The sequence below is a fragment of the Desulfacinum hydrothermale DSM 13146 genome (assembly GCF_900176285.1).
In the GTDB taxonomy this organism is placed as follows: Bacteria; Desulfobacterota; Syntrophobacteria; order Syntrophobacterales; family DSM-9756; genus Desulfacinum; species Desulfacinum hydrothermale.
In genome coordinates this window covers 130,056-151,378 of sequence record NZ_FWXF01000003.1, presented here as the reverse complement: position 1 = coordinate 151,378, position 21,323 = coordinate 130,056, and the positions used below count along the sequence as shown (strand labels likewise).

Below are 21,323 nucleotides of genomic sequence, written 5' to 3'. Positions count from 1 at the left end.
GCTGAATCAGGGCGTCGGTGACCCCCCAAATGGGTTTCGAATCCATGTTGGGCGATCCACCCCATCACATTTCACTGATTCAGCCTTGACTTGTGGAACAATAGTATGCTAGTTGAGCTATCCATGAATCGTTTCAGGTAAATGGCGATTGTGCGGAATAGGCTGTTATGTGCTGAATTTAGTGGATACTTAAAATGAACGAAAAGAAGTTTGATCCTAAAAAATTACAGAAATTGAATGATCCTAGGAGATTGGAAGATATACCTCCAGGTTATGTTTGGGAGAGGTTGAACATAACAAAAGCAGATGTACTTGTAGAAATAGGTGCTGGAACAGCATTTTTTGCTATTGCTTTTCTTAAGCACGCCAAAGCTTCGAAAATCTATGCCTGTGATGTGTCAGAAGTAATGATCAACTGGGTAAAGGAAAATGTTGTTCCAAGGTTCCCCAATATAATTCCGGTAAAAACTGAAGAGCATTCCATTCCACTTGATGATGCAATGGCAGACTTGGTGTATATGATCAACCTCCATCATGAATTAGATAATTCAACTCTGACACTTGAGGAATCCTATAGAATATTGAAACCTGGTGGGAAGATTTTCATTGTTGATTGGAAAAAGGAAGATATGCCAGAGGGGCCTCCAACGGAGATCAGATGTTTGCCGGGTCAAGTCAAGGAAGAATTAATGAACTCCGGATTTAACCGTGTGAACATTTTTGGTGAATTACCAAAACATTTCTTGTTAATCGGGGAAAAGACCATTGAACCACATAACAAGGCGAGTGCAGCCGACGCAAAAAACCGCGCTGCTGATTAGCGATGTTATGCCTAGGTGAAAGGAGATTGAAATGGAAAAAGTGCTTAAGGGTTTTACGCTAGATTATTTTGGAAGTGGAAAACATAAAATAACACCGGAGAAATTCTTCGATATGGAGGAAGTTGTTCTATTGGATGTTCGGTCAAGAGAAGAATCGGATTCCATCTCTATAAAATTGGGACATCACTCTAATGTGACATCACTAAACATACCGATTAACGAAATTCCTGACAGAATTGCTGAAATTCCAAAAACTAAACTGATAGGTGTATTTTGCCCTGCACAAGTGAGATCTTCTATTGTCTATGCCTATTTACTGTCAGAAGGATTCCCGGAAGTCCGAATTATTGAAGGTGGATATTCTGCTTTGACCGAAGCTCTGAAGCCGGGGAAGGTTCTCAAGGCCATTAAAAGCAAAAAGTGAAAAGAGGTTGTCTAGATGGGACATCTTATCATAGTAAGTTCTCTCATTTTAATTGTTGCTGTTGCTATGACAATGGTCGGTAAAGGCGGAGGGAACTTCTATGTTGTGATTTTAGCCATTGCCAATATCCCAATGCACGAGGCCGCGACAACCGGTCAGTTTATTCTTTTTTCGGCTTCTGTTGCGGCAATGATTGTTTTCCAAAAAAACAAGTCAGTATCATGGTTATTGGCTGTTCTGATCGGAACATCCACCGCCCTGTCGGCGCTCGCAGGAGGATATTTTTCACACTTGTTCAGCGGTTTTGCATTGAAGATTATATTTGCTATTATGCTTTTCATAGCCGGGATAGTAATGCTGATTCCTGTCACAGAGAAAACAAAGACGTCCAATAAGAAGCAATTGGGAATTATAAAGATCAAATCTGGTGATGAAATTTATCATGTAAATTTATGGTTTGCTTTGCCGATCACTGTTTTAACAGGTTTTGCTGCTGGAATGGTCGGAGTTTCAGGAGGGTCTTTTCTGGTTCCGCTAATGGTTTTGGCTTGTGGAGTACCAATGCATACAGCGGTCGGAACAGCATCTGCGTTAATTGCAACGACGGCTTTCATGGGATTTGCCGGACATGCCGTCCAAGGCGATTTTAATCCGTTATGGGCTGTCCCACTAGCCTGTGTTACAATAGTGGGAGGAATAATAGGTGGGAAATTTGCTTTGAAGTCAAAACCAAAAAACTTAAAAAGACTCTTTGCTTATACAAACTGGATTGCCGCTCTCTTTATGATTTTTAACGCACTTCATACAAAGGGTATGATATAAAGTGGGCATAACCAATCACTGCACTGAATTTATACTCCGCTGTGTTCCGTAAAAACCAGTGAGTTCAAACGCTAGCCCGACAAGCGGAGCTGCGAACAGTGCAGGAGCCAAGGACATGCGTACGTACAATGTGATCGGCGGACGGGATCCCGGCACGGGGGTTTAGGTCGGTTCTTCGGTTCCGGGCCGGCCTTGGGCCCACCGCCAGGGAGCCATTTTCGATGAGCTTGAAAAGAAGAGGTCATCGAGATGCTTCTCGAAGACGATGATCTGAAGCTTCAGTTCGAGTTTGTCGCCCTTCAGATTGTCCAGGTCGCGTGACCGATGGTTTTCCTTTGCGGTCCTGAAGCCCTGCGAGGTGGCAACCCTGTTGGTCTGCCTCGGCTTTCGGGAGGTTCGACAGCGCGGGATCCCTCGTTCGTACCGGCGCCCTGATGGACGCGCCACCATGGTTCCTTTCAGCGCGGGTCGTGCCATTTCACAAACGTTGCTTCTCAAGATTGCTTGGGACATGGGCATCACCGTCGACGAGCTACTGCAACGTGACGGAGGGCGGGTTAACAAACCGCTTCAGCCGAGCGGCTTTGCCGGCGGCTGGGCGACAATCCGTTCTGCAAAAGAGAGGATCTAGGCCTATGCGTCCTCCAAACGTTATTAAAGAAGCTCAAGACGGATGTTGATCGATGCGCCGCACAACGAGAGGCCTGACTGCAATTGTGATTTTAGTCGTGTGGCTGAGTGTCGGCACGGGTGCTTTTGCTGGCGGTGATTTCGTGTACCGACCGAAGTTTGCCTTGTCCGGGCCAATTGCTTCCAACTTGCGGTGGACGGGCTCACTGGAGCCGAAAATCACGAGCGACGCACAACAGGCAGGCGAGATTTCTCTTGTTGGCGGCCTGTGGTGGAAACCGATGGCTCATGTCACAGTTGAGCCGCAGTTCAAGTATGTGACCAAAGGAAAAGATGGCAACTCCAATGAATCACGACCGCGGATCTCATTGGAACTGGACGACAAGGCCGGACCATTCAAGATCGCGGTCAGAAACCGTTTTGAATATCGCATGAAGGAGCACAAGGACGCATACTGGCGCTACCGGGCCCGTGCCAAAGTCAAGTTCCCAAAAGTCGCGAGAGTGACGCCCTTCTTGTATGAAGAGGTGTTTTACGAGTTTGGAGACAAAGACGAGCTTGACGGAAACGAGGCCGGAGTCGGTGCCGGCATCCGCCTCGGGAACCGACTGGCCTTGGACGTAGATCTCCGGTGCCGCCATTCAAAACATGGCGGACGGTGGGGAACGGGGGATATCCACCTTCTGACGGTCCTCAAGTACGATTTCTGAACAGGCCGAGATCAACATGATTTGCAGAACAACGGCGTGAAACGAGGGTTACGCCGGACGTTAAACAACTACCTTTCCTTCTTTCTTACGCGTTTCAACCGTTTCCTGCTGGGCCTTCTTGGCTGGTTCCTGGGGCGGCGGCCTTCATGAGGGAACTGAAGAATTCCTGTATGTTTATGTTCTTGAGTTGGCCGTTGTGGTGTTTGTTTTTGGCCGCGATGAGGTCCTTGCCCGAGGGATTCGTCAGGTTGGTACCCGGATCCAGCGCGTCCAGGAAATCCTCCACGGGGGAGGCCCTGCTGTCCGGGACTTTCTCACAGCGAGCTGGCTGCTCTCGAAGGTGCTCCTGACTTTGGCTTCCTCTCTTGCCTCCGCCTGGTCTTCCATGGTCTGCGCGGTAGGAGGTATGCTGCGTCTGTTTGTGCGTGAGCGAACGCAAGATAGATTCGATGCGGCAGAAAGGGGTTGGGCCGGTGCCTTGGCGCCCAGCGCTTCGCCGAAAACACTCAAGGGACAGCTACGCTGGTGCTGCGGCGTTTGGAATGCGAGGGCTGCGCGGGGAAACGCTCAGTGAGAAAGACCTTGGCGCCCAGGAGGCTGCTCAGCGCGCCTCCCGGGCCGTGAACGTACGTGTCTCAGTCCTTGGGATCGCTCGCATCATCTTCCGAAACTGGGCGGGCCGCTTTCTGAGCCCTTCCGGGGCGGCCAGCTGGTTGTCCGGGAGAGGAGAGGCAGGGGCTCGGGCTCCGTCCCTTCAGGCGCGGAAAGCTCCTCCGGAGAGGGGCCGTCCGGGCCCGTATCCCCTCGCTCTTTTTGTTCCGACCAGGAGCTTTTCAGCGGCCTTGCGACTTCTCACCAACTCCAGGAGTCCAAAGACCAAGGCCCGCATCTGGTCGGCCTGGGCACTCAATTCTTCCGCAGCGGAGGCGGATTCCTCCGAATTGGGCGCCGTCGTCTGAACGGCGCGGTCCATTTCGGCCACCGCCCGGTTGATCTGGGCGATGCCTTCGGCTTGTTCCCCAGAGGCTTGGGCGATTTCTTTGACCAGCTGAGTGATCTTGGCGGTGTTTTGGGTCAGCTGGGCAAACAGGGCGTTGGTCTCCTGCAACTGATCGGAGCTGTCATTGATCTGGTCCAGGGTCTTGTGCAGGAGGTCTCCCGTTTCCTTGGCCGCATCGGCCGCGCGCAGGGCCAGGTTGCGAACCTCGTCGGCCACCACGGCAAAGCCCGCTCCCGCCTCGCCTGCGCGGGCGGCTTCCACGGCGGCGTTGAGGGCCAGAAGGTTGGTCTGGAAGGCGATCTCCTCAATGGTTTTGACGATCTTTTGGGTCTCTTCACTGCTGCTTGTAGCGCGGCCCATCTTGACGATCAGCTCGTCCATGGACAGGTCGGCCTTGCGAACGATCGCCGACGCGCTGTCCATCAAATCCTTGGCCTCCTTCGCATTTTCCGCGTTTTGACGGGTCATGGAGGCCAGTTGTTCCAAGGCCGACGATGTTTCTTCCAGGGACGCCGCCTGTTGGGATGCTCCTTCGGCCAGGGACTGGCTGGCGGAAGAGACTTCATGGGAGGCGGCGGCCACCTGCTCCGCCCCTTTGTTCAAGCCGTCGATCACCCGGGTGAGGGGAGCAGTGATGTGGATGCTGACAAAATAGCCGATCAGCCCGGCGATGAGTCCCAGGGACAGGGCGTGTTTGTTCGGCCACATCGTGGATGGCGAAATGCGACTGAACGCCTATGGGAAAATCGTCTGCGCGAAATGGTTCCAAACCGCCCAGGTACGGCCATATGTGGTGTTGTACGAAGACGAGTTCGTGGTGATGCCCAACCCCATGGCATCATTTGGATTGTGGATGATGTAGGGGCACGGCGGCGCCGTGCCCCTACCGTGGAACAATTCGGCAAACCGGTGCCCGGTTCCATCCCCACAATCATCCGTGCGTTCAAATCCGCCGTTACCCGGCGCATTAACGGCCTGCAGGGCACATCGGGGGGCACTGTGTTGCAACGCGATGATTACGCGCACATTATCCGTGATGAGCAATCCCTGAACAAATGATGGAGAGCGCCGTCGAGGACGGGGCAATGGTCCCGCCCACGGCCCCTGGCCCTTTTGGATCTATGTATCGGCACGGGCCCGGAAGGAGTTGGAATTTTTTTTAATCGCCCGCCGCTTGGGCAGACGGGGGAGCAAAAAGCACAGTCAGTCCAGGACTTTGTGAAAAATTTCTTGACGCGGGACGCCCCACGAGGCATGATGGTGCCACCGTTTGCTCCTTCTCGCTCCCGCGGCGGCGCGTGCTCGTGTGAGATTGGTTCCGGCGAAAATGAGACACAGGCAGGTGTCCTATGAGGCGACCGGCGGTTTTTCTCAACCCCACCAAAGATCTTAGCCCGCAAGAAACGGCCCGTCTTCGCCAGGTCATTGACACATACGCCGGCAAGAAGGGAACGCTTCTACCTCTTCTCACGGAAGCCCAGGCCGTCTGCGGCAACTGGCTCCCGGCCAATGTGCTGGCCGAGATCGCCGATGCCTTGGATGTGCACTTGAGCTATCTGTACGGCATTGCCACCTTCTACACCATGTTTTCCCTTCAACCCCGGGGACGGTTCATCATTCGGGTGTGCGCATCGCCGGCCTGCCACATCCTGGGGGCCGAAAACCTGATCCAGGTCCTGGAGGAGGTCCTGGGCGTAAGGGAAGGGGAAACCACCCCGGACGGACTCTTCACCCTGGAACGGTCCTCGTGTCTGGGGGTGTGCGAAGTGGCCCCCGCCATGCAAATCAACCAGGTGGTCTTCGGCCATCTCAGCCGGGAAAAGATCGAGAAGGTGATCGCCGACTACCGGGCGGGCTCCCCGGTCGATTTTCGAACGCTTCCCGGATCCGGCGGTCGGGTGCGAAAGGACCTGGACGTGCACCGCAAGGCGGTGCTGCTCCAGGGCGTGGGTGAGGTGGATCCCGAAAGTATCGACGACTACCTGAAACTGGGCGGCTATGAGGCGCTGAGAAAAGTCCTCACCTCCATGGCTCCGGAAGACGTGGTGGAGGAGGTGAAGGAGTCCGGACTGCGCGGACGGGGAGGAGCCGGCTTTCCCACCGGACTCAAGTGGTCGTTCACCCTGCCCATCAAGGCTCCGGAAAAGTATGTGATCTGCAATGCCGACGAGGGTGAGCCGGGGACGTTCAAGGATCGGTACATCATGGAGGGAAACCCACACCGGTTGGTGGAGGGGGTGATCATCGCCGGTTATGCCATCGGAGCGAACAAGGGATTTATCTACGTTCGAGGCGAATACTACCTTTCCATGTATCGCTTGCAAAAGGCGGTGGAACAGGCCCGGGAGCGCGGCTTTCTGGGACAACGCATCCTGGGATCGGATTTCAGCTTCGATATCGAGATTCGGGCCGGGGCGGGCGCCTATGTGTGTGGAGAGGAAACGGCTCTGATCGAGTCCATCGAAGGACTTCGGGGCAACCCGCGGGTCAAGCCCCCGTTTCCCGGGGTAAAGGGCTTGTGGGAAAACCCCACGGTTGTGAACAACGTGGAGACGCTGGCCAACGTACCGGCGATCCTTCGAAACGGGGCCGCCTGGTACCGTTCCTTCGGTACGGAGGATTCGCCGGGTGTCAAGCTTTACCAGATCTGCGGCCATGTGAACGAGCCCCAGATCGTGGAGGCTCCTTTGGGACTGACGCTCCGCGAGCTCATCGAAGGCTACGGCGGCGGGATGCGGGACGGCATTCCCTTCAAGATGTGCCAGACGGGCGGAGCGTCTTTCGGCTTTTTCACCGCCGAGCATCTGGACACGGTCATGGATTATGCGTCCATGCAGCAAAAGGGCGGGGCGCTGGGGTCGGGCACCATGCTGGTCATGAACGAACAGACCTGCGTGGTGGATGTGGTGCGGAACATCATGCACTTCTTCCAGCACGAGTCGTGCGGGTTCTGCACGCCGTGCCGGCGCGGCACCCGGGTTCTCTACGACACGCTCACGCGCATCGCCACCGGCGAAGGCCGGGAAGGCGATCTGGATCTCATGATCGATCTGGCACGGACCATGTCGGCCACGGCCAACTGCGCTCTGGCCATGTCTCCCATCTTTTTTGTGAAGACCTCCATCGAGCGGCTCAGGGAGGAGTATCTGGCTCACATCGTGGACAAAACCTGCCCTCTGGGGGTCTGCCCCGCCTGAACATTGCGGAGGTGATGCATGACGGCTGTCTACATTCCGGCGCTTGTCTATCTGGGGGTGACCATGGGAGTCATGGCGGCCATCCTGTTTCTTTCCGCCCGCGTGGGCCGGCGCCGGATCACCCGGGAAAAGATGCTCCCCTACGAGTGCGGCATGGACCCTCTGGGAAGCCTGGAGATCCATTTTCCCATCAAATTCTACGTGGTGGCCATGATCTTCATCATTTTCGACATCGAAACGGTCTTCCTCTACCCGTGGGCGGTGGTCTTTCGTGATCTGGGCTGGTTTGGCTTCGTGGAGATGGTGCTGTTCACGGCGGTGCTCCTCATCGGCCTGCTCTACCTCTACCGGAAGGGGGCCTTGGAATGGGAATAGAAGAACGGATCCAAAGCCAGGTGCTCACGTCCACCCTTGAGCGGTTTGTCAACTGGGCCCGCAAGTCTTCCGTGTGGCCCGCCACCTTTGGCCTGGCGTGCTGCGCCATTGAAATGATCTGCACGGCGGCCAACCGGTTCGATATCGCCCGGTTCGGCATGGAGGCCTTCCGGGCGTCGCCCCGGCAGGCGGACCTGATGATTGTGGCCGGCACGGTCACCAAAAAGATGCTTCCGGCCGTGATCCGGATCTATGAGCAGATGCCGGAGCCCAAGTGGGTCATCGCCATGGGGGCGTGCGCCTGTTCGGGGGGAATCTTTCGAAGCTATGCGGTGGTTCAGGGCATCGACCGTCATCTTCCCGTGGATGTGTATGTTCCCGGGTGCCCGCCGCGGCCGGAAGCGCTCCTTTATGGAATTCTCAAGCTCCACGAAAAGATCCAAAAGGATCCCTTCCTCACGCGCAAGGAAGGGCCGGTGCACGTCCCGGCGGAGGTCCAGGTGGTCGCGGAGGCGCGCTCATGAGCCGACCGGAAGAGAGCCGCTTGTGGATGGAACAGGTTCTGGAGGACTTGTCCTCCCATGGGGTCCTGGAAAAGGGGGTCTTTCGGGACCAATGGTGGGTGGCGGTGCCTCGGGATCGACTGCGGGAGGTCATGGAAGCACTTCGGGACCGGTGGGGCTTTCGGTATCTGAGCGATGTGACGGCGGTGGATCGCTTGCCCAAGGAGCCCCGATTCCAACTGGTCTACCACGTGTGGTGTCATGAACAATCGGCCCTTTTACGGGTGAAGACGTGGGCCGCGGGGGATCCACCCGCGGTGCCTTCGCTCACCCCCCTGTGGAGCGCCGCCGATTGGCTGGAACGGGAGGTTTACGATCTGTTCGGAATCCACTTCCAAGGACATCCGGATCTACGCCGGATCCTTCTGCCGCCCGACTGGGAGGGACATCCTCTGAGAAAGGACTATCCCACGGAAGGGCCCGACTGGGATTTGGACTGACCCGGTATAGGTCTTCGGAATCCATCAACCCGGCATCGAGCCGTTGTGGAAAGGCCCATGAGTCAACACCCGGAACGTCTCATTGTCAATGTGGGACCCCAGCACCCCAGCACCCACGGCGTGCTCCGCGTGGTGGTGGAGTTGGAAGGCGAGGTGGTGGTGCGTTGCACGCCCGACATCGGCTATCTGCACCGGGGCATCGAAAAGCTCATGGAAGCCCGCACCTACCAGCAGTGCCTGCCCTTGACCGACCGCATCGACTACCTGGCGGGATCGGCCAACAACCTGGGATTCGTCCTGGCCGTGGAAAAGCTTCTGGGGGTGGAAGTGCCGCCCCGGGCACGTCTCATCCGGGTGATCATCGCCGAAATGACCCGGATCGCCAGCCACCTTTTCTGGCTCGGCACCCACGCCCACGATCTGGGTGCCATGACGCCGCTTTTCTACGCGTTTCGAGAGCGCGAACAGCTCATGGACCTTTTTGAGGCCGTGGCCGGTGGACGCCTCTTTCCGTGCTACTTTCGCATCGGCGGACTGGCCCGCGATCTGCCGGAGGGATGGACCACGGAAGTCCGCCGGTTCTGTCGCACCTTTCCGGAAAAGATGAAGGACTACGAGACGCTGCTCACCCACAATCCCATCTGGATCCGGCGCACCCGGGACGTGGGGGTGCTCACCGTGGACGAGGTGCTCGATTATGCGTTGAGCGGACCGGTGGCCCGGGGATCGGGCATCGCCTGGGACGTGCGCAGGGCCGATCCCTATTGCGGCTACGAAGAATTCGATTTTCAGGTGCCCGTGGGACAAAACGGGGACACCTACGATCGGTACATGGTGCGAATGGAGGAGATGCGCCAGAGCTGCCGGATCATCCTCCAGGCGCTGGACCGCTTGCCCCAGGGGGACATTGCGGTGGACGACCCCACCGTCACCTATCCCAAGAAGACGGATGTGTACACCAAGATCGAATCCCTCATCCAGCACTTTCTGCTGGTGGAGGAAGGCATCCGGGTCCCCGAAGGAGAGGTGTTCCACCATACGGAGGCGCCCAAGGGAGAGCTTGCCTTCTATATCGTGAGTGACGGCACGTCCAAGCCGTTCCGGGCGCGTGCCCGCACCCCCAGCTTCGTGAACCTGCAGGTGTTGAGCAAACTGGCCGAAGGGCGTCTCTTGTCCGACCTGATCGCCCTCATAGGGACCATTGACATTGTCTTGGCGGATGTGGATCGGTAGCGATGATTACGGTGACCATCAACGGAAAGGCCTATGAGGCCCAGCCGGGCATGACGGTGATGCAAGTGGCGGACGCCAACGGCATCCGCATCCCCAGACTCTGTTACCACAAGGCGCTGAGTCCCATCGGGGCCTGCCGCATCTGCGTGGTGGAGGTGAAACCCGGACCGCCCCGTCCCGTTCCCGCCTGCACCACGCCGGTGGCGGACAAGATGCAGGTGGTCACGGAATCGGAGACCCTCACCCACTATCGGCGGGAGCTGCTGCAGCTCTTGCTGATCAATCATCCCCTGGATTGCCCCATCTGCGATAAGGGCGGGGAATGCGAACTGCAGAACCTGACCCGCGAGCTGAAGATTTCCCAGCAGCCCTACCAGGCGGCCAAACTCACGCCCCAATACGACAGTCAGTCCCCCTTGATCGAGCGCTATCCGGATCGCTGTGTGAACTGCGAACGGTGCGTGCGCGTGTGTCGGGACTGGGTGGGAGCGGCGGCTCTCTACTTCGACAACCGGGGCTACCGCACGGCGGTGACCGCCGGCGGCCGGGTCATGGACTGCGAATTTTGCGGGTCCTGCATCGGGGTGTGCCCCACGGGGGCCATCATCGACAAGACCTTCAAGTATTCGGCGCGTGCCTGGCAGCTCCAAAAGGAGGCGGCCGTCTGCCCCTACTGCGGCGGAGGTTGCCACCTGGTGCTGGAAACCAAGAAGGGGCAGCTCAAGCGGGTGACGGCCTCTTTCGACGAGCCGGTCAACGGCGGCATCATCTGCAGCCGCGGCCGCTTCAGCCTGGACATCGTCCAGCACGAAAGGCGTCTCACGGAACCCCTGATCCGAAAAGACGGGGAGCTTCGGCCCGTGGCATGGGAGGAAGCCTTGGACTTCGTGGCGGACCGGATCCGTGAGATTGGAAGCCGTCACGGACCCTTCGCCCTGGCGGGAATCGGATCGGCCCGGGCCACCAACGAGAGCAACTACGTGTTCCAGAAGTTTTGCCGGGCCGTGCTGGGCACGGCCCATGTGGACACCACCGCGGCCCTGGATCACCAAAAGATCCTTCGGGCCTTGGTGCACGTGCTGGGACGGCCCCGGGTGACCTGGGCCGACGGCGAAGGCACGTCCCACCGGGCGATCCGGGAGGTTTCCGGGTTTCAGTTGGCCTTGGGAACCCTGGACGACTTGGATCGGGCCGACACCGTTCTGGTGGTGGGTTCCGACGTGAAAAAGGAGATGCCGCCCCTGGTATGGCGCATCAACCAGGCCCAGAAACGCAAGAGCCTGCGGGAGCTGCTGATTGTCAGTTCGCGGCACACCCGGTTTCGCTCGTCGGCTCGATGGAGCGGAACCTGCCGGCCGGGCGGCGCCGGGTTCGTGATCCTGGGAATCCTCAAGGGGCTCTTTGAGACGGGTGGCGAGAAACTGCGAGGGCTGGGGGACTTTCGCAGGGAAGAGGTCCTTCGCCGCCGCCTGGACGCCACAAAGTGGGATCTGGTGCAGGACGCCACGGGACTGGACCGGGAACGGATGGTCTTCCTTGCGGATCGCTTGCTGACGGCCGAACGGCCTTCTTTGGTGGTGGGCTACGATCTGGCGGGGCTTGGAGACGGCTACGACGCCGCCTGCTATGTGGCGGACCTCCTGCTGGTCCTGGGCAAGAAACTCAAGCTGCACCTCACCGCCGAAAAGGCCAACACCCAGGGCTGTTCGGACATGGGCGTGAGTCCCCACTGGCTGCCGGGATATGCACCCCTGGAAGACGCGGACCGCTTTGAGGCGGTCTGGAAGATGGAGGTTCCCCGGGATCCCGGCCTGACCTTGGCGGAAATCGTGGCGGCCGCAGCCGGCGAGGGCCCCAGCCCGATTCGGGGCCTGTGGATGGTGGGCACCGATCTTTTCGGCACTTCTCTCAACCGCTCGGCGGTGGAAGCGGCCTTGGAGCGCCTTGAGCTTCTCGTGTGTCAGGAGGCCTTCCTGAACCCTACCGCCGCCATGGCTCACGTGGTCTTTCCGGCCCGTCTGGCGGTGGAAACGGAAGGGAGTCTCACCAGTGGGGAACTGCGTGTTCAGCGCCAGGAAGGCAAGACCTTCGCCTCGGGGCCCCGGGACGACTGGGAGATCCTGTGCGAAGTGGCCCGAAGGCTGGGTCGGCCCATGGAGTATGCCTCAGCCGCCCAAATCTTTTCGGAAATCTGCCAGGTGTTTCCCCACTACGACCAGTATGGCCTGCCGGACATCCCCGCGGAGGGGTTCTGGTGGAATCGCCTGTATCGGACCAAGTACGGATCCATGGGCTGGCGCCGAGTGCTGGACCCCAGCCTCAAGGCGGTCATCCCCTGGCTGGAGATGCCGCCGCAGGTTTCAGAAGAGTATCCCTTTCTGCTTCTGGTGAGCCGGTCGCTTTTCCAGTCGGGAACCCTCAGCCGTTACGGGCTGGGTGCTCGAACCCTGGAGCCCCAAGGGCTTGCGTGGCTCCATCCCCAAGACGCCCGTGATCTACAAGTGAAAGAGGGGGAAAGGATCCGGGTGGCATCGGCCTCGGGCTCCATCACCGCTCCGGTGGGGCTGGACCGGCGGGTACCCCGCCGAACGGTGCAGGCGAGCTTGCATTTCCAAGACCTGCCGGTCCAAAGGTTGACCGACGGGGGGATCGTCTATCCGGTGCGCGTCATCCCAACGGCCGAGGTGGAGCCCGGGCAAGGATAAAAAGAGGTCGGTATGGATTGGATCGTTTACGCTGTGATCACCCTCGCCAAGACGGCCCTGCTGCTCTTTGTGCTGCTCACGGCGGTGGCCTACGCCACCCTCATGGAGCGGAAGGTGCTGGGGTTCATGCAGTTGCGCCTGGGCCCCAATCGGGTGGGGCCGTGGGGGCTGCTCCAGCCCTTGGCCGACGGCGTGAAGCTCTTTTTCAAGGAAGACATCTCCCTGCCGGTCGGTGAACCCCGCTTGTATGCCGTCGCCCCATGGGTGACGGCGGTGGCGGCCATCACGCCGTTTTTGGCCATTCCCTTTGCGGACACGGTGGCACCGGAAACCGTGCAGATCTTTGGGCACACGGTGGATCTGGCCCGATACGGGCTGCACCGGGGTGTGGTGGCCGACCTTCCCGGTGCGATCCTCTTCATCCTTGCCATCTCGAGCCTTTCCGCCTACGGCGTGGTGCTGGGCGGATGGGCCTCCGACAACCGCTACTCCTTGCTGGGCGGAATCCGCGTCACGGCCCAGATGATCAGCTACGAGCTGTCCCTGGGGATGGCGGTGGTGGGGGTGCTGCTGGTGGCCGGATCCATGAGGCTCACCGAAATCGTGGACGCCCAGGCCCGGATGCCCTTCATCGTCTATCAACCGATGGGCTTTATCCTCTACCTCACCGCGGCCTTTGCGGAAACGTGCCGCACGCCCTTCGACCTCATCGAATGCGAAAACGAACTGGTGGCCGGCTACCATACCGAATACAGCTCCATGAAGTTCGGCCTGTTCCAGCTGGCCGAATACGCCCACATCATCACCGTGAGTGCCATTGCCGTCACCCTCTACCTGGGCGGATGGCAGGGGCCGTGGTTGCCCTCCGGTCTTTGGTTCGTCCTGAAAACAGGGGCGCTGGTTTTCTTCTTCATCTGGGTTCGGGCCACCTATCCCAGGGTGCGCTACGACCAGCTCATGACCTTCGGCTGGAAGGTTCTCTTGCCCTTGTCCTTGGCCAATATCCTGGTGACGGGATGCGCCGTGGCCATGTGGGGATAAACGGGGAGAGCAACAAGCTGAAAGGGCCAAGGGCCGGGGAAACGGTGCTCGGGTTGCCGCGGGGAGCGAAAGGAAGGCCATGATCGGACCGTTGCTCAAAGGGCTGGGAAAAACCCTGGAACAGATGTTCCGAAAGCCCATCACCATCGAGTACCCGGAAAAGAAACGGGAGGTGTCGGAGCGCTTCCGGGGCCACCCCCGACTCCTTCGGGACGAAACGGGGCGGATCAAGTGTGTGGCCTGCCACTTGTGCGAAACCATCTGCCCGTCCAAGGCCATCACCGTGGTGCCGGAAGGCGGCCCGCAAATGCATGACAAACATCCACGGGAATTTATCGTGGACCTGGCCCGGTGCATCTTCTGCGGTTTTTGCCAGGAGGCCTGCCCCAAGGGGGCCATCATGCTCAACCGCAAATACGAACTGGCCCAATACCGGCGCGATGTCTTGATCTACGACAAGGAAAAGCTCTTGGAAGAGTAGGGGGCAAGGCGGGAAGGACAAGCGATGGAACTCTTTCTTTTCGTGATCTTTTCCCTGTTGACCGTGGGCAGTGCCGCGGCGGTGGTCTGGCATCCCCATCCGGTGAAGAGCGCGCTCTTTCTTATCCTGTCCTTCTTTTCCATGGGCGGATTGTACCTGCTGTTGCAGGCCGAGTTTATCGCGCTCATGCAGGTGCTGGTCTATGCGGGCGCGGTCATGGTGCTCTTTCTTTTCGTCATCATGCTCTTGAACCTGAAGCCGCGTGGAGAAGACCGAACGGCCTTCAAGGTGCGCATCCGCTGGGCCGGCCCCCTGGCTCTCCTGTTTGTGGGAGGCGTCCTGACGGCCATGACGGGAGCCTTGGCGCGCGTGGCGCCCGCTGGCGCTCAGGGCCCTGAATGGGTGGTGGCCCAGGGCGGCAACATCCGGGCGCTGGGACGCCTTCTTTTCACCCGGGGACTGCTGCCCTTCGAGGTGACCTCCATCTTGCTGCTCGTGGCGGTGGTGGGGGTCATGGTGTTGGCCAAGAAGGAAAGACGCTGAAAGAAAGGCGGGAAGATGGTGCCGCTTCATGGCTATCTGGTGGTGAGTGCCCTGTTGTTTGTGATCGGCGTAACGGGCGTTCTGGTTCGACGAAACGCCATCGTGATCCTCATGTGCATCGAGCTGATGCTCAATGCCGCCAACCTCAGTTTTGTGGCCTTTTCCCGGGAGCTGCAGAACTTGAGCGGTCAGATCTTCGTCTTTTTCGTCATGGTGGTGGCGGCGGCGGAAGTGACCGTGGGCCTGGCCATTATCGTGACCCTGTATCGCAATTGGAAGACGATCCACGTGGATGAGATTCGAATGCTGAAAGGATAGATCCTCCCCGGAACGGACAAGCGACCAAGGAGCGAAGACATGGACAGTGCGTGGCTCATTCCAGCATTCCCCTTTGCCGGGTTCGTCCTCAACGGCCTGTGGGGACGGCGGCTGTCCAGAAAACAGGTGGGGATGGTGGCCTGTGGGGCCATGGCACTGGCCTTTGCCACGGCCCTTGGACTCTTCTGGTTGCTCCTGCGCCACAGCCCCGATCAGCGGGTCTGGGAGCCGGTCTACTACACCTGGATGGCGGTGGGCGATTTCTCGGTGAACGCCTCCTTTCTACTGGATCCCCTGACCATGGTGATGGTGTTGGTGGTGACGGGGGTGGGCTTTCTCATCCACATCTATTCCACGGGCTACATGCACGACGACCCCGGCTACGCCCGATACTTCGCCTATCTCAACCTGTTTGCCTGCGCCATGCTCATCCTGGTTCTGGCCGGCAACCTGTTGGTCCTGTTCGTGGGCTGGGAAGGGGTGGGCCTTTGCTCCTATCTGCTCATCGGCTTCTGGTACGAGAAACAATCCGCGTCCGATGCCGGTAAAAAGGCCTTCATCGTGAACCGCATCGGCGATTTCGGCTTTCTTCTGGCCATCTTTCTCACGTTCTGGACCTTCGGAACCCTGGATTTCCGGGAGATCTTCCACGCGGCCCTGCTGCGGTTCCAGCCCGGCGATGGGGTCGTGACCGCCATCACGCTGCTCCTCTTCGTGGGGGCCGTGGGCAAATCGGCCCAATTGCCTCTCTACGTGTGGCTTCCTGACGCCATGGAAGGCCCCACGCCGGTTTCCGCCCTCATCCACGCGGCCACCATGGTGACCGCCGGAGTGTACATGGTGGCCCGCTGTTCGGTGCTGTACGCCCTGGCCCCGCTTTCCATGGGGGTGGTGGCCGCGGTCGGCTGCGCCACGGCCGTCTTCGCCGCCACCATCGGGCTCGTGCAAAACGACATCAAGCGGGTGCTGGCCTATTCCACGGTGAGTCAGCTGGGCTACATGTTCCTGGGCTGCGGCGTGGGGGCCTATGTGGCGGGGATCTTTCACCTGATGACCCACGCCTTTTTCAAGGCGCTTCTCTTTCTCGGTGCGGGCAGCGTGATCCATGCGTTGGGCGGAGAGCAGGACATCCGTCGCATGGGCGGGCTGCGTCGGCAGCTGCCGGTGACCTTCTGGACCTTTCTTGCCGCGTCCCTGGCCATCTCGGGGATCGTCCCCTTCGCCGGTTTTTTCAGCAAAGACGAGATCCTCTTTGAAACGTTGGTGACGGGCCACGGCGTCCTTTACGTTCTGGCGCTTGGCGGTGCGGCTCTCACGGCGTTCTACATGTTCCGGCTGGTGTTTCGGACCTTCTTGGGCGAAAGCCACGTGGATCCTGAGTCGGCCCACCACGTCCACGAAGCACCGCTCAGCATGGCGGTCCCGCTCATGGTTTTGGCCGTGCTGTCCCTGGTGGGCGGCTGGGTGCAGGTGCCGATGCTGGAAAACGGGAAGCGTTTGGGCCGTTTCCTTGCTCCCGTCTTTGAGGACGCGGAAGGCCTCCTGACCGAGGGGACCGCCCATGGGTCCCACGCGTCCCTTTGGACAGAAGGGGTCTTCATGGCTCTTTCCGTGGTGGTGGCCCTGGCGGGCATCGGGTTGGCCTACCGCTGGTATGTGGCCGACCCGACGCGGCCGGAAAGGGTGGCGGCCAGATTCTCTCGGGCCTACCGGTGGCTTCTGAACAAGTACTATGTGGACGAGTTGTATCAGGCCGTTGTGGTGGAGCTGCTGAAGCGCCTGGCGGAAACCGTCCACGAGTGGGTGGACCGGGCGGCGATCGACGCCGTGGTGGACGGGGCCGGCGCCTTCTTCCGCCACGCCGGAACGCATCTTCGCCGCATCCAGACGGGACTGGTCCAGCACTACGCCCTGTCGATCCTGGCGGGAGCATGTCTGCTGATTCTGGCGGCCCTGGCCGTTTAGACGGCCCCTGCAAGGGCGTTGCGGGCCAAGTACAAGGGATGAGGTTATGGACAACGTCTTCTTTCCCATTCTGACGGCCATGGTGTTCACGCCGCTCCTGGGCGCGGCGATCCTGGTCTTCGTGGACCGGGAAAACCCGACGCTCCAGCGCTGGGTGACCCTGCTGGCCATGGCGGCCGTCTTCGTCTTCGCCTTGATCGTCTACGGAGGCTTTGACCCGACTCGCACGGGGATGCAGTACGAGGAATGGGCTCCGTGGGTTCCGGCCTTGGGCATTTCCTATCATCTGGGAGTGGACGGCATCAGTTTGTTGCTCGTGGCGCTCACGGCCTTCTTGGGGCCCATCTGCGTCCTGGCCTGCTGGCGGGACATCCAGGAACACGTGAAAGAGTTTCTGGTTTGCTTGCTGCTCCTGCAAACGGGCATGCTGGGGGTCTTCCTGGCCCTGGATCTGGTCCTTTTCTACCTCTTTTGGGAGGTCATGCTCATCCCCATGGCCTTGCTCATCCTGGTCTGGGGCCATCCGGCCCGGCGGGTCTATGCGGCGGTCAAGTTCTTCCTTTACACCATGGCCGGATCCGTCTTCATGCTGGTCGGCATCCTGGTGCTCTACTTTTACCAGGCCAAGACAACGGGAACCTATTCCTTCGACCTGATGGACTTCATGGCGCTGCGCCTTCCTTTCCGACTCCAGCTGTGGCTCTTCGCCGCCTTCGGGATCGCCTTCGCCATCAAGGTGCCCATGTTTCCCTTCCACACCTGGCTTCCGGACGCCCACACCGAAGCGCCCACAGTGGGAAGCGTGGTGTTGGCCGCCGTGCTCTTGAAGATGGGCACCTACGGCTTTCTGCGCTTCAACCTGTCCCTCTTTCCGGAAGCCTCTATCTTTTTTGCCCCGCTCATGGTGGTGCTGGCCCTGGCCGGGATCGTCTACGGCGCTTTCATGTGCCTGGTGCAGAAGGATCTCAAGCGCCTCATCGCCTATTCCAGTGTGAGTCATCTGGGCTTCGTCATGCTGGGGCTCTTCACCTTCACCCTTCAGGGCCTTCAGGGAAGCCTCATCCAGATGATCAACCACGGGCTGAGCACCGGGGCCTTGTTTCTGCTGGTGGGAATGATCTACGAGCGGCGCCATACTCGGATGATCGCCGACTTTGGGGGCCTGTCCACCCCCGTGCCCCGGCTGGCCGTCTTTTTCATGATCGCCACGTTGGCCTCCATCGGGCTGCCGGGCTTGAACGGGTTTGTGGGGGAGTTCCTCATCCTTTTGGGCACCTTCAAAGTCAAGCCGCTGTGGGCTGCGGTGGGTGCCACGGGGGTCATCTTGGCCGCCTGGTACATGCTGTGGATGGTCCAGCGGGTCTTTTTCGGGCAGGTGCAAAGCGATGAAAACCGTCTCATGGCGGATTTGGTCCCTCGGGAGGTGGCCCTGCTCGTCCCGGTGGTGGCCTGCATGGTGTGGATCGGCGTGGCGCCCACTCCCTTTTTGAAAAAGTCGGAACCTGCCGTGGGCCGGGTTCTCGCGCGGGTGCAACGGGTGCAGCACACAGCCCACCTGAACAGCACGTGGAACCCGGAATGTCTCGTTTCCTGGTACCTGGCGGATCGAAAGTGAGGCGACGTCCATGTCGGTGGTGGAAGCCCTATACCAGTGCAGCGGCCTTCTGGCGGTCCTTGTTCTCTTCGCCACGGGAGTTCTGATCCTGCTCCTGGACGCTTTTTCTCCGCTGGGGCGCAAAGGGCGTTTGGGAAGCGTGGCCGTCGCCGGGACGGTGGCGGCTTGGTTTGCGGCATGGCAGAGCCGGACCACGGGGGAAGCCCTCTTTTCGCAGATGGTGGTGTGGGACCGCTATGCGCTCTTCGTAACGTCGGTGATCCTGGCGGGGGCGCTCCTGGTGCTCCTATTGTCTTTGGACTTCCAACGCCGGGAGGGAGCCGAAACGGGAGAATACCACGCCCTGGTCCTTTTTGCCGCCACGGGCATGATCCTGATGGCCCAGGCGGTGCACTTCATCATGGTTTTCCTGGGCCTGGAAATCCTTTCCATCAGCATTTACGTGCTGGTGGGGCTCCCACGTCACGAACGGCGGGCCAACGAGGCCGCCTTGAAGTATGTGCTTCTGGGCGGCTTCGCCTCGGGGTTCTTCCTCTACGGCCTCACCTTCCTCTACGGCGCCACGGGGTCTCTGACCATGACGGGCCTGACTGCTTATCTGGGTACCGGCGGGCCGGTCTTCAACACCTATCTCCTTCTGGGGACGGCCCTGGTGCTGGTGGGATTTGCTTTCAAACTGGCCCTGGTCCCGTTTCACCTCTGGACCCCGGATGTGTACGAGGGCGCACCCACGCCCGTCACCGCCTACATGGCCGTGGGGGTGAAAGCGGCGGTGCTGGCGGCCTTGGTGCGCACCTTCTGGGAGGCGATCCCGGCTGTGGCGCCCCATTGGAACACGGCCCTGTGGATCCTGGCGGCCGTGACCATGACGGTGGGAAACGTGATGGCGCTGAACCAGCCAAGTGTCAAACGGATGCTCGCCTTTTCGAGCATCGCCCATGCGGGATACCTGCTGGTGGCGGTGGTGGCCGGGTCCCAGTCGGGCGTGACGGCCCTGCTGGTCTATCTTCTGGCCTACACCGTGATGAATGTGGGCGCCTTTGGTGTGATGGTGGTGGGTCAGAGGAAGGGAGTGGCTGGGGAGGCCTTGGTGGACTTTGAAGGGCTGGGCTTTCGGTCTCCTTTCCTGGGGGCGGCCATGGCGCTCTTTGTCTTCTCCCTGGCGGGCATCCCGCCCACCGCCGGCTTTCTGGGAAAATTGCTGGTCTTTTCGGCGGCCGTGGAAGCGGGTTATACATGGCTTGTGATCGTGGCCGTCATCAATTCGGTGGTTGCCGCCTACTACTACTTACGGGTGGTGATCGCCATCTATAGAAGGCCGCAGACCGCTGAGGCCGGCTCCATGGAGGTGATCGAGCTATCGGGAGGGGAGCGGGCGGCCCTGATCCTGGCCGGCCTGCTCACCCTGGCAGTGGGGGTGCTGCCCCAGCACTTTTGGCAGATGGCACGGCATGCCGCTCTGGTGCTGGGCTGACGGCGGTCGCGCGGCATGATTCTTTCTTCCGGCAGACCGGGACGACGGAGGTGAAGAGCCAGCGTGAGGAACGGGTGATGGGTGACCCTGGACGCCTCACTCCACTTTCTTACAAAGGATGGACTATGGAAGAGCAAAAGAACAAGGCGCAGGTGCAGAAGGCGTTGACCCTGGTCCTGCAAGGTCTTTTGGACAGCCTGGCCGAGCCGCAAGTGGCCGAAATGGTGGTGGATCGCCTGGCCAAGAAAGTGCAAGAGAACGGCTGCTGCCCTCTGAACGTGCAGGACGTATCGGATTTGGAAGCGTGTCCTTTCACCGCGCTCAGCCTGGAATGCTTTCAACGTCAGGCCTTTGTGGCCGGGGACATCGACGAGGAAAGCGTGGGCATGCTCCGGCTTTTCAAAAACCCTTATTTACAGGGGTTCATGAACATCAGCCGGACGGTCACTTCCACCCTGGAATACCGAAAGGTGCTCCAGGTGATCGTGGAGGAGGTGACCAAGATCTTTCAGGCCAAGGGCTGCACGCTTCTTTTGCTCGACAAGGACAAATCCCGTCTCGACCAGGCCGCCGCCTATGGGCTCAGCGAGAAGTACCTGGAAAAAGGCCCCGTGGATGCGGCAAAGAGCATCGCGGAAACCACTTCGGGAACACCCGTTCAGATCTACGACGTTCAAAACGACCCGCGGGTTCAGTATCCGACCGAAGCTGTTCTGGAAGGGATCGGGTCCATCCTGGCGGTGCCCATCGTCATCCGCGACCGGGTGATCGGCAGCATGCGGATCTTCACGGAAAAGAAGCGGCGTTTCCACAAGTACGAAGTGGAATATGCCATGGCCGTGGCGGAGCAGTGCGGGATCGCCATCGAAAACGCCATCATGTACAGCAAGGGAAAGGAAAAGTACCGCTCGCTCCTGTCCGAAGTGCAAAACTGGATGGAGTATTGTGCCTATCGCCCCGAATAGG

Annotated in this window: 20 protein-coding genes and 1 pseudogene; 20 read left to right on the top strand and 1 reads right to left on the bottom strand. The window is 59.5% G+C overall.

Going from position 1 to position 21,323, the window contains the following annotated elements:
* Window positions 1-194: 194 nt before the first annotated feature.
* The 5 genes from B9A12_RS04450 (at window position 195) to B9A12_RS04430 (ending at window position 3,407) form a co-directional block, all read left to right on the top strand.
* Window positions 195-821, top strand: coding sequence for a class I SAM-dependent methyltransferase (locus tag B9A12_RS04450; protein WP_084056679.1), 627 nt, complete (start codon window positions 195-197; stop codon window positions 819-821).
* Between the two features lie 31 nt (window positions 822-852).
* On the top strand, window positions 853-1,245 hold the full coding sequence (locus B9A12_RS04445) for a rhodanese-like domain-containing protein (protein ID WP_084056678.1): 393 nt from the start codon (window positions 853-855) through the stop codon (window positions 1,243-1,245).
* 15 nt (window positions 1,246-1,260) lie between these two features.
* Window positions 1,261-2,067, top strand: a complete 807-nt coding sequence (locus tag B9A12_RS04440; protein WP_084056677.1) for a sulfite exporter TauE/SafE family protein — start codon at window positions 1,261-1,263, stop codon at window positions 2,065-2,067.
* Window positions 2,068-2,515: 448 nt separating this feature from the next.
* Window positions 2,516-2,698, top strand: coding sequence for a hypothetical protein (locus B9A12_RS17270; protein ID WP_212636824.1), 183 nt, complete (start codon window positions 2,516-2,518; stop codon window positions 2,696-2,698).
* Window positions 2,699-2,750: 52 nt separating this feature from the next.
* Entirely contained in the window at window positions 2,751-3,407 is a 657-nt protein-coding gene (locus B9A12_RS04430) for a DUF2490 domain-containing protein (RefSeq protein ID WP_084056676.1), read from the top strand.
* Between the two features lie 754 nt (window positions 3,408-4,161).
* On the opposite strand, the gene B9A12_RS04420 is transcribed toward B9A12_RS04430, so the two are convergent.
* A complete protein-coding gene (locus tag B9A12_RS04420; RefSeq protein WP_425430177.1) occupies window positions 4,162-4,830 on the bottom strand; it encodes a methyl-accepting chemotaxis protein in 669 nt (222 codons plus the stop codon).
* 259 nt (window positions 4,831-5,089) lie between these two features.
* On the opposite strand from B9A12_RS04420, the pseudogene B9A12_RS17940 reads away from it, so the two are divergent.
* The 15 genes and pseudogenes from B9A12_RS17940 to B9A12_RS04350 all read left to right on the top strand — a co-directional run.
* A pseudogene (locus tag B9A12_RS17940) lies at window positions 5,090-5,463 on the top strand (transposase); the annotation flags it as partial.
* A gap of 293 nt (window positions 5,464-5,756) precedes the next feature.
* Window positions 5,757-7,604: an NADH-quinone oxidoreductase subunit NuoF gene (gene nuoF, locus B9A12_RS04415; protein ID WP_084056673.1), complete on the top strand. Its 1,848-nt coding sequence runs from the start codon at window positions 5,757-5,759 to the stop codon at window positions 7,602-7,604.
* 18 nt (window positions 7,605-7,622) lie between these two features.
* The gene (locus B9A12_RS04410) at window positions 7,623-7,979 is read left to right on the top strand and encodes an NADH-quinone oxidoreductase subunit A (protein ID WP_084056672.1); all 357 of its coding nucleotides are present in this window, start codon (window positions 7,623-7,625) and stop codon (window positions 7,977-7,979) included.
* On the top strand, window positions 7,970-8,503 hold the full coding sequence (locus B9A12_RS04405) for an NADH-quinone oxidoreductase subunit B (protein WP_084056671.1): 534 nt from the start codon (window positions 7,970-7,972) through the stop codon (window positions 8,501-8,503). Before B9A12_RS04410 ends, B9A12_RS04405 begins: the two co-directional genes overlap by 10 nt.
* On the top strand, window positions 8,500-8,982 hold the full coding sequence (locus B9A12_RS04400; RefSeq protein WP_084056670.1) for an NADH-quinone oxidoreductase subunit C: 483 nt from the start codon (window positions 8,500-8,502) through the stop codon (window positions 8,980-8,982). The genes B9A12_RS04405 and B9A12_RS04400 overlap by 4 nt, the downstream gene beginning before the upstream one ends.
* Window positions 8,983-9,039: 57 nt before the next feature.
* Window positions 9,040-10,215, top strand: coding sequence for an NADH dehydrogenase (quinone) subunit D (gene nuoD, locus B9A12_RS04395; protein WP_084056669.1), 1,176 nt, complete (start codon window positions 9,040-9,042; stop codon window positions 10,213-10,215).
* A gap of 2 nt (window positions 10,216-10,217) precedes the next feature.
* The gene (locus tag B9A12_RS04390; RefSeq protein WP_084056668.1) at window positions 10,218-12,920 is read left to right on the top strand and encodes a molybdopterin-dependent oxidoreductase; all 2,703 of its coding nucleotides are present in this window, start codon (window positions 10,218-10,220) and stop codon (window positions 12,918-12,920) included.
* A gap of 12 nt (window positions 12,921-12,932) precedes the next feature.
* Window positions 12,933-13,961, top strand: coding sequence for an NADH-quinone oxidoreductase subunit NuoH (nuoH, locus tag B9A12_RS04385; RefSeq protein WP_084056667.1), 1,029 nt, complete (start codon window positions 12,933-12,935; stop codon window positions 13,959-13,961).
* Window positions 13,962-14,040: 79 nt separating this feature from the next.
* The gene (locus tag B9A12_RS04380) at window positions 14,041-14,442 is read left to right on the top strand and encodes a NuoI/complex I 23 kDa subunit family protein (protein WP_084056666.1); all 402 of its coding nucleotides are present in this window, start codon (window positions 14,041-14,043) and stop codon (window positions 14,440-14,442) included.
* 24 nt (window positions 14,443-14,466) lie between these two features.
* Window positions 14,467-14,985 carry an NADH-quinone oxidoreductase subunit J gene (locus B9A12_RS04375; RefSeq protein WP_084056665.1) on the top strand — a complete coding sequence of 173 codons (519 nt, stop codon included), beginning with the start codon at window positions 14,467-14,469 and terminating at the stop codon, window positions 14,983-14,985.
* Between the two features lie 15 nt (window positions 14,986-15,000).
* Window positions 15,001-15,303, top strand: coding sequence for an NADH-quinone oxidoreductase subunit NuoK (nuoK, locus tag B9A12_RS04370; protein ID WP_084056664.1), 303 nt, complete (start codon window positions 15,001-15,003; stop codon window positions 15,301-15,303).
* A gap of 39 nt (window positions 15,304-15,342) precedes the next feature.
* Complete coding sequence (gene nuoL / locus B9A12_RS04365; RefSeq protein ID WP_084056663.1) at window positions 15,343-17,268, top strand: NADH-quinone oxidoreductase subunit L; 1,926 nt, start codon at window positions 15,343-15,345, stop codon at window positions 17,266-17,268.
* Between the two features lie 46 nt (window positions 17,269-17,314).
* Window positions 17,315-18,883 (top strand): complex I subunit 4 family protein, encoded by a 1,569-nt coding sequence (locus B9A12_RS04360; protein WP_084056662.1) that lies wholly within the window; start codon window positions 17,315-17,317, stop codon window positions 18,881-18,883.
* Between the two features lie 10 nt (window positions 18,884-18,893).
* A complete protein-coding gene (locus B9A12_RS04355; protein ID WP_084056661.1) occupies window positions 18,894-20,357 on the top strand; it encodes an NADH-quinone oxidoreductase subunit N in 1,464 nt (487 codons plus the stop codon).
* A gap of 125 nt (window positions 20,358-20,482) precedes the next feature.
* The gene (locus B9A12_RS04350; RefSeq protein ID WP_170920337.1) at window positions 20,483-21,322 is read left to right on the top strand and encodes a GAF domain-containing protein; all 840 of its coding nucleotides are present in this window, start codon (window positions 20,483-20,485) and stop codon (window positions 21,320-21,322) included.
* Window position 21,323 lies beyond the last annotated feature (1 nt).